Annotated in this window: 11 protein-coding genes; 7 read left to right on the plus strand and 4 right to left on the minus strand. The window is 62.3% G+C overall.

The features are described from left to right. The first annotated feature begins 116 nt into the window (after nucleotides 1-116). Nucleotides 117-1,313, plus strand: a complete 1,197-nt coding sequence (locus tag M1L53_RS20880; protein ID WP_007726748.1) for an FAD-binding oxidoreductase — start codon at nucleotides 117-119, stop codon at nucleotides 1,311-1,313. A gap of 16 nt (nucleotides 1,314-1,329) precedes the next feature. Continuing rightward, a complete protein-coding gene (locus M1L53_RS20885; RefSeq protein ID WP_003944435.1) occupies nucleotides 1,330-2,076 on the plus strand; it encodes an FAD-binding oxidoreductase in 747 nt (248 codons plus the stop codon). 3 nt (nucleotides 2,077-2,079) lie between these two features. On the opposite strand, the gene M1L53_RS20890 is transcribed toward M1L53_RS20885, so the two are convergent. After that, complete coding sequence (locus M1L53_RS20890) at nucleotides 2,080-3,240, minus strand: globin domain-containing protein (RefSeq protein ID WP_003944359.1); 1,161 nt, start codon at nucleotides 3,238-3,240, stop codon at nucleotides 2,080-2,082. 235 nt (nucleotides 3,241-3,475) lie between these two features. On the opposite strand from M1L53_RS20890, the gene M1L53_RS20895 reads away from it, so the two are divergent. Then, nucleotides 3,476-4,663: a nitric oxide synthase oxygenase gene (locus tag M1L53_RS20895; RefSeq protein ID WP_042924169.1), complete on the plus strand. Its 1,188-nt coding sequence runs from the start codon at nucleotides 3,476-3,478 to the stop codon at nucleotides 4,661-4,663. Between the two features lie 6 nt (nucleotides 4,664-4,669). Here the strand turns inward: M1L53_RS20895 and M1L53_RS20900 are convergent, their stop codons facing one another. Beyond that, nucleotides 4,670-6,055 (minus strand): CitMHS family transporter, encoded by a 1,386-nt coding sequence (locus M1L53_RS20900; RefSeq protein WP_003944372.1) that lies wholly within the window; start codon nucleotides 6,053-6,055, stop codon nucleotides 4,670-4,672. 93 nt (nucleotides 6,056-6,148) lie between these two features. After that, complete coding sequence (locus M1L53_RS20905) at nucleotides 6,149-7,201, minus strand: tripartite tricarboxylate transporter substrate binding protein (protein ID WP_007726742.1); 1,053 nt, start codon at nucleotides 7,199-7,201, stop codon at nucleotides 6,149-6,151. A gap of 112 nt (nucleotides 7,202-7,313) precedes the next feature. On the opposite strand from M1L53_RS20905, the gene M1L53_RS20910 reads away from it, so the two are divergent. Together M1L53_RS20910 and M1L53_RS20915 are read left to right on the plus strand one after the other, a co-directional pair. After that, nucleotides 7,314-8,966 (plus strand): ATP-binding protein, encoded by a 1,653-nt coding sequence (locus tag M1L53_RS20910; protein WP_232319003.1) that lies wholly within the window; start codon nucleotides 7,314-7,316, stop codon nucleotides 8,964-8,966. Beyond that, nucleotides 8,963-9,646, plus strand: a complete 684-nt coding sequence (locus M1L53_RS20915; RefSeq protein WP_042452198.1) for a response regulator — start codon at nucleotides 8,963-8,965, stop codon at nucleotides 9,644-9,646. The genes M1L53_RS20910 and M1L53_RS20915 overlap by 4 nt, the downstream gene beginning before the upstream one ends. A 24-nt stretch (nucleotides 9,647-9,670) precedes the next feature. Here M1L53_RS20915 and M1L53_RS20920 read toward each other — a convergent pair whose 3' ends face one another. Continuing rightward, on the minus strand, nucleotides 9,671-11,245 hold the full coding sequence (locus M1L53_RS20920) for an AMP-binding protein (protein ID WP_042453457.1): 1,575 nt from the start codon (nucleotides 11,243-11,245) through the stop codon (nucleotides 9,671-9,673). Nucleotides 11,246-11,467: 222 nt separating this feature from the next. Here M1L53_RS20920 and M1L53_RS20925 point away from each other — a divergent pair, with 222 nt between their 5' ends. Beyond that, nucleotides 11,468-12,013, plus strand: coding sequence for a hypothetical protein (locus M1L53_RS20925; protein ID WP_003944299.1), 546 nt, complete (start codon nucleotides 11,468-11,470; stop codon nucleotides 12,011-12,013). Between the two features lie 126 nt (nucleotides 12,014-12,139). Next, on the plus strand, nucleotides 12,140-13,336 hold the full coding sequence (locus tag M1L53_RS20930; RefSeq protein WP_003944428.1) for a Rieske 2Fe-2S domain-containing protein: 1,197 nt from the start codon (nucleotides 12,140-12,142) through the stop codon (nucleotides 13,334-13,336). Nucleotides 13,337-13,382: the final 46 nt, after the last annotated feature.

A 13,382-nucleotide genomic window follows, 5' to 3' on the forward strand; every position in this document is an offset into this window, starting at 1 on the left:
ATGCTCAACGCGGACAAACTTGAGTCTATTCCGCTCAAGTTTGTTTTCGCCAGGCCGAGTTGGTTTCGTAGGTCACATTTTCAGCCGTACTAGAATTGTGGCGAGAGTTGCAGCTGGTGCGAAAGGGGGATGGATTGGATCCGACAGTGATCGCCCGTCTGCAATCCAGCCTCGATTCTCTGACCGACGACGAAGAGAGCCGTGCGCACTTCTCGGCAGTGTTCTACACCGGCCTCTTTGCGGAACATCCTCTGTACCGCTCATTGTTCCCCGCCGGGATGGAATCGCAGGGCCACCGTTTCTTCAGAGCCATCGAGTTCGTCGTGAAGAATCTGCCCCAGCATCGCCGAATCCGGAAGTTCCTCACCCAACTCGGCCGCGACCACCGTCGCTACGGCGTCGAGCGTGAGCACTACGAGGCCGCCGGCGTCGCTCTGAAGCGCGCGGTTCGGTCGATGTACGGCACGAGCGCGCACAGCCGCTACAAGTGGACGCCGGAGCTGGACGAGGCCTGGTCTCAGTTCACCGACCTCGTCGTCGGCACGATGGCCGACGGCGCCGAATCCGATACGACCCCGGCGCTCTGGGGCGCAACCGTGGTCAGCCACGAACGAGTCCTCGACGATCTGGCGATTGTTCGCCTCGAAGCCGACCCACCCATTCCGTACGGGGCGGGGCAATACGTAGGTGTTCAGATTCCCCAGCGCCCGAAAATGTGGCGGTATTACTCACCGGCGATTCCGACCAACCCTTTCGGTCAGCTCGAGTTCCACATCCGCAAGGTGTCGGGAGGATGGGTCAGCCCCGCGATCGTCAGCGAAACCAACGTCGGTGACCGCTGGGTCATGTCCACTCCCCTCGGCGGCCTCGAGGTCGACTTCACCAGCGACCGTGACGTTCTCATGATCGGGTCCGGCACCGGTATCGCTCCACTGCGGGCACAGGTGATGGAAATGTCTCAACGCGCGCACAACCCGCGCGTGCACCTGTTCGTCGGCGGCCGCTATCCCTGCGATCTCTACGACCTCGAAACCCTCTGGCACATCTCGCTCAGCAACCCGTGGTTGACCGTCGTACCGGTTTCCGAAGAACCCGAAAACCCTTGGTGGCACAACGGACCGGTGCTCGAACCACCGTTCGGAATGCACAGCCGGCTGATCGGACCGATCGGAAAAGTGGTCGCGCAGTTCGGTTCGTGGGCCGACCGTCAGGTGCAGATCTCGGGGTCACCGTCGATGATCAAGACAACCGTCTACGCCTTGCGTGCCGGCGGAACTCCGCTCGACCAGATCCGGCACGACCCGCTCTACTGACTACAGGAGTACTTTCATGGCCCAGCGAACCTGGTCGAGCACAGTCGTCGAACATCACCGTCTCCGTGAGGATCTGGCGGTTGTTCGTCTTGTCGGCGACGTCGTCCCGTTCCGACCGGGCCAGTACGTCGACGTCAGCGTCCCGCAGAATTCGCGGTTGCTCCGTCGACTCTCCCCCGCACTGCCTCCCTCACACGACGGGAAGTTGGAGTTTCACGTCAAGACGGTTCCCGGTGGTTGGGTCAGCGGTTCGATAGTCAAGGACACCCAGCCTGGTGACGTCTGGCAGATCCTCGACCCGCGCGGCAACCTGTCCGTCGACGAGAACGGCCCCACCGTCATCATGGTCGCGGGCGGAACCGGTTTGGCCCCACTCCGGTCGATCATTCTCGATCTGGCTCAGACCCCGAACCCGCCGCAGGTGTACCTCTTCTTCGGTGGCCGAACGCTTCGTGATCTCTATGCTGCGGACATGCTGTGGCTGCTCGCCGACCAGTTTCCGTGGTTGCAGCCCATTCCTGTCGTCGAAGATCTCTCCGACGGCGGCCCGCCCGACGGATGGTTCGACCGGTTGAACGTCGACATCGGATTCGGCGACGATCATCTCATCGAAGGCACGCTCGCCGACGTCGTCGCGTCGTACGGTGCATTCACCGAACATCAGGTCCTGGTGTGCGGATCGGCGGCCATGGTTCGGTCGACGCGTGATCGATTGATCGAGGCCGGAACGCCGGCCGAGGTCATTCAGTTCGATCCGTACTGACGGTCAGTACGTCGGGTCGTTGCGAACGGTGTCGACGTCGATGCCCACTGCGCGAAGCCTGAATTTGGTGCTGTTGACCATGGATTCGCTGCCGACGACCTGAATGTCGTAGCCCGCCCAGTCCCCGAACGAGGTCACGACCTTACCGACCTTGCCGACGATGCGCCGCTTCATGCCGATCGGCGGCAGTGGCTCCGCTTCGGTGTGCCACCACGGATTCTCGTCTTCTTCGGAGACCGGGATGATCGTGAGCCACGGGTACTTCTCGGCCAGCTTCCACAGATGCGGAAGGTCGTAGAGATCGCACGGATGCTGTCCGGAGTAGAACAGTTGGACCTTGCGGGTGTTGCCGCGTCGGATCAGTTCGAGGATCTGAGCGCGAAGAGGCGCGACACCTGTTCCCGACGCGATCATCAAAAGGTCCTTGGAGTTCTCCGGAATCCCCAAGGCGCCGATGGGCGAACCGACCACCCAGGTGTCACCGACAGCGGTCTGGTTCACCATGACCGGGCTGACCCACCCGCCGGTGACCTGGCGGATGTGGAACTCGAGGATTCCGGTCCCGTCGTACGGCGTGGCCGGAGAGAGGTAGCGCCACATCCGTGGCCTCGCGGCGACCTGCACGCTGACGTACTGACCGGCGCGGTACTCCATCGTCTGGTCGAGTTGCAGCCGCACGACGGCGACGCCCTTGATGACCGGGCGGCATTCGATGACCGTGGCACTCCACGCGGGCGGACCGTCTTCCGCGTTGGCGGCATCCATCATCGCCGCCGAGATGATCGCGAGCGCGTTACGCCACGCGCTGTCGACCTCGTCGGTCCACATTTCGGCGCCACCGAAGGTCTCGAGTGCTTCGATCAAGGCATTGCCGACTGCCGTGTAGTGCTCGTCGGTGACGCCGTACTTACGGTGATCGCGGCCGAGCTGTGCGAGGTACTCGAGTATCGCGTCGGACTCGTCGAGGCGTTCGACGACGTGAGCGATAGCGCTGACAAGCCGGTCACGCTGCACATCCATCGCTGCCGGAAAGAACTCCCGGGTTTCGGGCGATCGAGCGAACAGGATCGAATAGAAGGTACGGGCGAGCCGTTCCGGACCATCTTCTACCGCAGCGACGGATTTGAAGCTCGACCGGACCAGAGAGATTGCTTGCGAATCCACGCTCATCCTCGTCCCGACTAGACGCGGCAAGACCCGCCGCGGAATTTCGTCTGCAGCTTATGTCACAAATGTCTGACTCGTAAATCATTCTGGACAAGTGTCACAATGCGACCCCATTTCGCGGTGTGACCGTCCCTTTCTTATTCTTGCGTGCAAGATAAACAAGAGCTTCGACACTCTCGATCGCCGAGCTAACGTTCAGCGAAATCTCAACCAGCCAAACAGGAGTCGTGCCGTGGATTTTGTTCGACAGGACGAATTGCCCACCGATAGCGGGCTTACGTCCCAGATCGCCTCCACTACCCCGACGCTGACCGAGCTTCAACGTCGGGAACTCGAGTGCGTCGAATTTTTCGACTCTCCGGAACTGGGACACCTCCCGACGTCTCGGCGGCGTGAGGCCTTGCGTGAACTCCATCGGACCGGCACCTACACGCACACAGCAGAGGAATTGCTCGTCGGCGCCAAACTCGCGTGGCGAAACCACGCCAGGTGCGTCGGTCGCGCGCATTGGCGGACCCTCAAACTCATCGACGCGCGCGATGCCGTCACGGCTTCCGCTCTCGCCGAAGCATGCTGGGAGCACCTGCGACTGTCGACCAACGGCGGCGCTCTGCAGTCGGTCGTGACGGTCGGGCCACTCCCCCGCGAGGACGGTCAGGAGTACCGAATCCTCAGCCCGCAACTGATCCGCTACGCCGGCTACCGGCAGCCTGACGGCACCATCCTGGGCGACCCGTGGCACGTCGATCTGACTGCTCAGGTCACCGCCATGGGGTGGAAGGGCGCCGGTACGCCGTTCGACGTTCTCCCCGTGCTGATTTCGGTTCCCGACGAACCCCTGCAGTACTTCGACGTCCCGACCGACCTGGTTCTCGAGGTCGAGATCGAGCATCCCGAATACAGCTGGTTCGCTGATCTGGGGCTTAAATGGCATGCCGTCCCTGCGGTCTCGGACATGAACCTCGACATCGGCGGAATCGTTTATCCCTGCACGCCGTTCAGTGGTTGGTACGTCAGCACCGAGGTAGGCGCACGCAACTTCAGCGACACCGATCGCTACAACATGTTGCCCACCATCGGAGCGATGATGGAGCTCGACATGAGCCACGACCGCACGCTCTGGAAGGACCGCGCACTGGTCGAACTGAACCGTGCAGTTATCCACAGCTACCGCAAGGCCGGCGTCATCATGGTCGACCATCACACTGTCGCAAAGCAATTCATCGATCACATCGCGCGTGAGGACAAGGCCGGGCGCAAGTGCCCGACCGACTGGTCATGGGTGAACCCGCCCATGTCCAGCTCGCTCACGCCGACGTTCCACCGCCTGTACGACGAGCCCGATCTCGACATCCGGCCCAATTTCGTGACAAAAAAGAAGAAGGGCACCGACCAAGGCCGGTGCCCCTTCCACAACTGATCGCGCTCAGAAGGGGATCTGCCCCAATCCGACGCCGACCACGAGCATCGTGATCGAGATCAGGCCCGCTCGCCACAGAACCTTCTTGTGGTGATCCGCCAGAGAAACACCGGCGAGTGTGACCAGTAGCAGGATCGCCGGGACCAGCGGGCTCTGCATGTGCACGGCCTGCCCGGTGATCGAGGCGCGCGCCATCTCCACCGGCTCGATGCCGTACTGCGCTGCAGTCTCGGACAGCACCGGCAGCACACCGAAGTAGAACGCGTCGTTGGTCATGAAGAACGTGAGCGGGATACTCAGGACGCCCGTGATGACGGCGAGGTGCGGGCCCATCGCGTCGGGGATGACCTGCAGCAGCCACTCTGCCATCGCCTCGACCATGCCGGTTCCCTGGAAAACGCCGGTCAGCACCGCTGCTGCCAGCACCATCGCGACCACCGAGACGATGCTCGACGAATGGCGTGCGATTGCTTCACCCTGATCCTTGACCGCCGGGAAGTTCACCGCGAGGGCGATCGACGACGCGATCATGAACAGCACCGGGATGGGCAGGATGTCCATCACGAGTACGACGAGAAGGATCGTCGTCAGCGCAGCGTTGAACCAGAGCAATTTCGGCCGCAAGGTGTCCCGCTTGGGGTCGAGGCCGTCGATGAATCGTCCGGTGTCGCCGCCGTCGTCCTCGGAGTCGTTCGAGCCGCCGGTGCCGGCGCTACCGGTGCTGGAACTTCCACCGTTTCCGACCTTTTCAAGGATGCGCTCAGAAGTCAGGACCAAAGTCCCGATCCTGCGGCGCTCCATGATCCCGAGGTGAATCGCGAATCCGAGCACCATGATCAGGCCGACGATCAACGACGGCACCATCGGCACGAACACGTCGGAGGGTGAGAGTCCCAGCGCGCTCGCGGCCCGGACGGTCGGGCCGCCCCACGGAATGATGTTCATCGTCGCGTTGGACAGGCCGGCGATCACCGTCAGAACGACGGGACTGACACCGAGTTTGAGGTAGAGCGGAAGCAGCGCCGAGGTCACGATGATGAAGGTCGTCGAACCGTCTCCGTCCAGCGAGACCACCATCGCGAGCACTGCGGTTCCGACCACGAGCCTCATCGGATCGTCTCGCACCATCCGCAGGATGAGCTTGACCAGCGGATCGAAGAGGCCGACGTCGATCATGATTCCGAAGAAGATGATCGCGAAGAACAACAGCGCCGCGGTGGGTGCGAGCGACTTGATGCCGTCGGTGATCATGTCGCCGATTCCGAGGCCGGCCCCGGCAAGTAGTCCGAAGGCCACCGGAACCAGAGTCAGTCCCACCACCGGGGTCGCGCGTTTGGTGAGAATCAGGAACATGAACACCGCAACCATGAGGAAGCCGAGTGTGACGAGCATGATGAACTCCTTTAGTGCTGAATTGCCGAGAAAAACGGCACGGCAAATCGAGCCGGTGACCTTCGTGGAGGTGAAACGAAACTTCGGTAGTGCTCAGTTGATGCCGGGCGGATCGAGTGTTGCGTCGACGAACCGGGATTGATCGGTGAGGAATGCGGAGAACTCGGGTTCGGTGAGAACTGCACTGTTCCAACCGTTTCGGCGAGACAGCTCGTTCCAGCGCGGACTTGCCGCCAGATCCCGCACCAAATTCTGCAAGTGCTGACGCTGATCGTCCGTCAGGCCCGGCGGCGCCATGAGGCCGCGCCAATTGGTGAACGTGACGTCGACGCCAGACTCCGCCATCGTGGGCGCATCCACCGCCGGGGTACGGGCCGGCGAGCTGACCGCAAGGACCCGAACCGTGCCTGCCGCAATCTGATCGAGGTACTCACCGATACCGGTGGCGGCTACGTCGACCTGCCTCGTGAGCAGTGCGGGAAGCAGTTCGCCGCCGCCGTCGTAGATGCGGTACGGGGAGCGCGACGGATCGACGCCGACCGCCCGTGCGAACAGAAGGCGGAACAACCCGTCCGGTCCACCTTCACTCGAACCACCGCCGATCGAGATCGACGACGGATCCGCCACCCAGGCCTGCGTCAGATCGGCGAGAGTTTTGTACGGTGAATCTGCTGGAACCAGTAGCGCTTCCGGTTCTTCGACGAGTCTCGCAATCGGTGTCACGTCGGCAAGTGTGTGCTCGGACGGCAGTATCTCGAGCGAACCGAGAACTCCGAGCCCCATGACCATGAGTAGGTCGGGATTCCCGCTTTCGAGAGCCAACCGGTTGAGTCCGACGATGCCGCCCGATCCGGGCAGCACAACGACGTCGGCGTCGACGGTCCCTTCGTCGGCCAGTGCTTGCACCATGGTCCGGGCGGTCAGGTCGTAACCACCACCGGCCACCGAGGGCACCAGCACGCGCAGTTCTTCGGAACTCTCACCCGCTCGGCCACCGGCGACGAAGGACTCGACCGGAGTGCATCCGGTCGAGAGCACGAGAGTCATCGCGCAGGCACCGAGCAGGGCGATATGCCTGCTCAGCCGCTTCGATGTGCTCATGGCTTCGTCCTTGTCTGCCGGTACCGATGTGTGAACAGGTTTCATACTGACGCACTTTGTGACTGGGGTCACCATTGGGAAAGCAAATTGATTTGTGCTCATTGTGCTCACGAACGGCCGCTTTCCCGGCATCGAACTGAAGGCTAGGGTCTGGCTGGTGTCCTCAGGAAACGAGCAGGCGGAGCGAGAGAGCAAGTCGTCTCTGTTTGCCCGGCTGGTTCGCCGCCGGCACACTCTGGCGACACAACTTCTCGAACTGCAACTTCTGATCGTCGTTGCAGTTCTCGTGTGCGTCACCGCCCTCTCCCTCGCGCAGTCGTCCGCGAGTTTCCAACGCGAGGAGGGACGTCGCGCACTCTCGGCAGCGGAATCGCTCGCAGCCAATCCGGCAGTACGCGAGCTACTCCCCCAGGCGCAGACCCGTCTCCGCTCCGGACTACAAGGTTCGGTCGACTCGGTACGCGCCATCTCGGGCGTCACCTACGTCTCGCTTGCCGACGCCGACGGCAGTGTCGTCATTTCGACGCGTCCCGGTGATGTCGGCATCGACGCACGTCAGACGGAGGATCGGTCGTGGACGGGTTTGGTCGACACGCCCTCCGGCAAGGCCGTGGAGGCGCACGTTCCGATTCTCGGCAGCGAAGGAGCGATTACCGGAACCGCGATCGTCGGCATCGAGTACCCCTCGATCTGGACACGGCTGCTGCAGTCTGCACCGAATCTCCTGGTATACCTCGCGGTGGCATCCCTTCTCGGCGGCGTCGGGTCGATCCTGTTGGCCCGCAGGGTAAAACGGCAAACCCTCGGCATGGAAGCCGGCGAGATCCTGGACCTGGTTCGCCAACGTGAAGCAATGCTGCGCGGTCTCAAGGAAGGCGTCATCGCATTCGACGCGCAGGGAAAGGTGGTGCTGATGAGCGACAGTGCCCACCAACTCCTCGACATCCCACGCGGCAGCGCCGGTAGATCGGTGCGGGACCTCGGTCTCGACGACCGCCTCCAGAGTGTACTGACCTTCGGCACAACCGAATCCGATCAGTTGGTTCTTGTCGGCGATCGCCTGCTCGTCCTCAACACCGTCTTGATCGAATCGAAAGGCCGCACCATCGGGTCGGTCACCACTTTCCGCGACCGCACCGAATTGCGCTCCGTGGAAGAAGAACTCGACGTGACCAAAACCAGCACCGACGCACTACGCGCCCACATCCACGAGTTCGACAATCAACTGCACACCATCTCCGGCCTCATCCAGCTCGGCGAATACGACGAGGTGGTCGGCTACGTCGAGGGTCTGACCATGGAGCGCGCGCAGGTCAGCGCGACCGTGACCGAGAAGATCGCCGACGTCGGCACCGCCGCACTCGTGATCGCCAAGATAGGTGCTGCTGCACAGGGGTTGGTCACGGTCGAGCTGGCGGCGGACACGCATCTGGAGACGGTGGACCGCAGACTCGGACGAGATCTCGTGACGGTGGTCGGAAACCTCGTCGACAATGCCGTCGACGCCGTCGGTGAGATGCCGGAAGCCGCGCGCCGCAAGGTTCGGTTGTCGATTCGGGGCCGTGGCACCGCGGTCGAAGTTCGGGTCGAGGACGCCGGCCCCGGTATCGCGCCGGAGAATCGCGACAGGGTGTTCGGCCAGGGTTGGAGCACCAAGGGACAATCGAGTGACGGACACGGTTTCGGTTTGGCGCTGGTGCGCCTGACGTGTCGTCGGCGGGGCGGCGACGTCACCGTGAGCACTCGTTCGGCAGAGGACATCGAGTGGACTGTCTTCAGCGCAGTCCTACACGACGGAGAGGGCGCATGATCCGGGTACTGGTGGTCGACGACGACTTCATGGTGGCGAAGGTGCACAGCGGATTCGTCTCACGGATAGACGGTTTCGAAGTGTGCGGCGTTGCCCATTCGGCCGAGACCGCACTGGCCGCAGTCGGTGAGTTGCAACCCGACCTGGTTCTTCTCGACGTCCACCTGCCCGGCACCACCGGACTCGATCTGATCGCCCCGTTTCGCGAGCTGGCACCGGAGCTGGATGTTCTAGTCATCACTAGTGAGCGTGAGGCCGGCTCGGTCAAGAAAGCGCTGCGCAGCGGCGTCGTGCATTACCTGATGAAGCCCTTCACGTTCGAGGTTCTCCGTGAGCGTCTCGAGCGGTACCGATCGACATATGCGAATCTCGACAGCTCCGGCGAAGCAGAACAGACAGCAGTGGACGAGGCCTTCGGTGTGGCAGGTGGCGCGCCCGGGGCGTCGTCCCACAAAGGTTTGCCCAAAGGACTCAGTCCTGAGACCCTTCAGCTGGTCGAGGCAGCACTACGAGACGAAACCGAACCCGCCTCGGCCACAGATATTTCCGAGAGGGTCGGCATCTCACGTGCGAGCGCGAGGCGCTACCTCGAATACCTCTACGAAACCGGGCGGTCCACCACTTCGCTGAAATACGGAGTGGTGGGCCGCCCGGAACGTCGTTACGTCTGGAAACGCTGACCCTTCGCTACACGACGCTGGTTCCTAGACCGCGCGGGCGCTGGTCTCCCAGTACCGCGCGCGCAGCGCCTTCTTGTCCAGCTTGCCCAGCGGCGTCAGCGGAAGGGAATCCACGAAGTCGATGCTCTTGGGCGCGTGAACCGAACCCTTGGCCGCCTTCACCTTCTCGACCAGTTCCTCGGTGTCGACGGTCAGTCCGGCACGAAGTACGACACAGGCCTTGACGGCTTCGCCCCACTTGTCGTCGGGCACACCGACTACCGCCACCGACGCGACAGACGGATGCGCCGAGATCACGTCCTCGATTTCGCGGGGGAACACGTTGAAACCACCGGTCACGATCATGTCCTTCTTGCGATCGACGATGGACATGAACCCGTCCTTGTCCTTGCGCGCGATGTCGCCGGTGTGCAGCCAACCACCCCGGAACGCCTCGGCGGTTTCGGCCGGCTTCTTCCAGTAGCCCTTCATGATCAGCGGGCCACGGACGCAGATCTCACCGAGTTCTCCCTGCGGCACCTCGTTGAGGTCGTCGTCGAGCAACCGGACGTCGAGCCACGGCACCGGACGCCCACACGTGGCGAGGCGGGCCGGATCGTCGGCGAGGTGTTCTTCCTTGCGCAGCACCGAAATAGTCATGCCGCACTCGGTCTGACCGTAGAACTGGAAGAAGATCTGACCGAACTTCTTGATGCCCTCCTGCAGTCTGGCGGGAGACATCGCGGACGCTCCGTAAAACAGCGTCTGCAAACTCGAGACGTCCCGCTTGGGCAGATCGGGGTGGTCCATGAGCATGTAGATCATGGTGGGCACCAACATGGTTGCCGTGATCTTGTGCTTCTCGATCGCTTCGAGCACAGCACCTGGCTCGAAGGCAGGCAGGACGATCAAGGCACCGCCGCGCAGCAAGGTCGGGATGAAGAACGCTGCACCCGCGTGCGAGAGTGGCGTGCAGATGAGGAAGCGGTTGTCCTCGGGCCACTGCCACTCCGACATCTGGATCTGATTGAGCGCAGCACCCGAACGGAAGGATCCGACAACACCTTTGGGCTTGCCGGTCGTTCCACCGGTGTACACCATGCTGCTGGCGTCTTCTGCGTCGACGTGCGCTGCCTTCAGCGGCGCGGGCTCGAACGTGGCAGCCAGCGCGAGGATGTCGATTCCCACCTCGGACGGCCCCATCGAGAGCACGTTGGTCAACGAGGGTGACGACGCCTTCAACTCGGCGGCACGCTCTTCGAAGGCATTGGGATCGAAGATCAGCGTCTCGATCTCGGCGTCGTCGACGATGTACTTGTGGTCGTCGAGCGATCCCATCGGGTTCAAGGCGCTCGCCCGGCAGCCGGTGATCATGGTCGCGCCCATACTGATCAGAACCTCGGGGCGATTCTTCGACAGCATCGCGGTGCTGGTGCCCTGAGTGATTCCCAAAGACGCGAGCGCCTGGGCGAAGCAGCTGATCTGATCGCGCATCTGACCGCCGGTGAGGATCACGTCGCCGAGGTACAGCGCGGGCTTGTCGTGATTGCGTTCCAGAGCGGTGATGAGCAGGTCCGGACCGTATACCGGTCGGTGCAGGTCAGCGAACTCGTCTGTCATCTGGTCTTCCTTCTGCTCGGCGCGTGCAGTCATCGAGATGTGCTCCCGGTCACGGATACGATATCCAGAATTGCACAAAACTGGAACAGGTTCCACCTCTTCGATTGAATCCGAGAATGCTCCCGATCAGCGGGAAGCCCGTCGTCACCCGCGAGAGCGGTGGTTAGCGTCGATGTACCCACCGAGACGACAGCGTCTCGGTCGCGTCCAACGGAGAGTGTCATGACTACCAACCTCGGTACCGCCCACTTCACGGCAACTGCTCCGCGTACTGCCACCACGCTCCTCTCCGATTTCGACTCGTTGTACGGCACCGTGCGCTCGGCACCCGACGGGGCCGTCGTCGAGCAGGACGTCGTGTTCTTCGGACGCCCCGATCCCGGCGCACTGCTCACCGGATCCGTGAGGGCGTTGAGTTCGACACTCGAGCGGATCACCGAATACCACGACCAGACCGGACATCTGGTGGCCGAGGTCTTCGTCCGGGAAGCCCCGACAGCGGGCACCGGAACCGATTCCGTTGCCGCCCTTGCTGATTTCGCTGCTCGTCGTTACGGCTCGGCGTCACTACGACGCTTCCGCGGACGTTGCACCGCGACTTCCACGGGAACAGATCTGCACTGCTCCGTGACAGTGCTCGCGACGTACGAGAAGGACCACGAGAGCGTGGCCGACGTAGCTCTGGTCGCCACCGATCCCGCTGGGGTGGTCACTGCCCGGGCCTGGGCGACTTACGCGATCGACGATGTGGCGACACTCGCGAGCTGAATCTCTGCAGGTCACCGAGTAGGCGTTCCATCCAGCGGGAACTGCCGTATCTCCAGCGGACGCTTCGTCGTTGTATGAGACGGATCACATCACTGGAGCGTCGCAAGACGCGGCTCGGAGGAAGACATGGCACTCGGAACCGGCCCACTCACCACTACGGACACCCCGACGCAGACGGGCGCCGGCGAGGAAATTCGAGAAATCGAAGCGGCAGCGCCTCCCGCACGGTTCGCACGTGGATGGCACTGCCTCGGACTGAGCAATACCTATCGCGACGGTCAGCCCCACCAGATCGAGGCATTCGGCACCAGCCTTGTCGTCTTCGCCGACAGCAAGGGCGACATCAAGATTCTCGACGCATACTGCCGCCACATGGGTGGCAACCTTGCTCACGGAACCGTCAAAGGCGATTCGATCGCCTGCCCGTTCCACGACTGGCGTTGGGGTGGTAACGGAAAATGTACGGCGATCCCCTACGCACGACGCGTTCCGCCGCTGGCCAAGACGCGGGCATGGATCACTCTCGAGAAGAACGGTCAGCTGTTCGTCTGGCACGATCCCCAGGGAAATCCCCCGCCCGCCGAGGTCACGATCCCCGACATCGAGGGCTTCGGAAGCGATGAGTGGAGCGACTGGAGCTGGAACACGCTCACCATCGAAGGCTCTCATTGCCGCGAGATCGTCGACAACGTCGTGGACATGGCCCACTTCTTCTACGTTCACTACTCGTTCCCCAAGTACTTCAAGAACATCTTCGAAGGTCATGTCGCGAGCCAGTACATGGAATCGGTGGGACGTGAGGACGTCATCAGCGGCACCAACTACGGCGATCCCAACGCTGTGCTCCGTTCGGATGCTTCATATTTCGGACCGTCGTACATGATCGACTGGATCAAGAGCGAAGCCAACGGGCAGATCATCGAGACCGTCCTGATCAACTGCCACTACCCGATCTCGAACAATGCGTTCGTCCTGCAGTACGGCGCGATGGTCAAGAAGCTACCCGGCATGGACGACGAGTCCACTGCCGCGATGGCCGCGCAGTTCACCGAGGGCGTCGAGATGGGATTCCTTCAGGACGTGGAGATCTGGAAGAACAAAGCTCCGATCGACAACCCACTGCTCTCCGAGGAGGACGGCCCGGTTTACCAGTTGCGTCGCTGGTACAACCAGTTCTACACCGACGTCGAGAATGTCACGGAAGACATGACGAAGCGCTTCGAATTCGAGATCGACACCACCCGCGCAGTGGAGAGCTGGAAGCGGGAAGTCGCCGAAAACGTTGCCGCACGCGACGCCCAGGCACTCGAGACAACCTCCTGATCCGCAGTCGAAAACACTGCTGAGACAACCAGACTGGATGCAAGGA

The sequence above is a fragment of the Rhodococcus sp. T9N genome, from assembly GCF_024436645.1.
GTDB classification, from domain to species: Bacteria; Actinomycetota; Actinomycetes; order Mycobacteriales; family Mycobacteriaceae; genus Rhodococcus_F; species Rhodococcus_F qingshengii.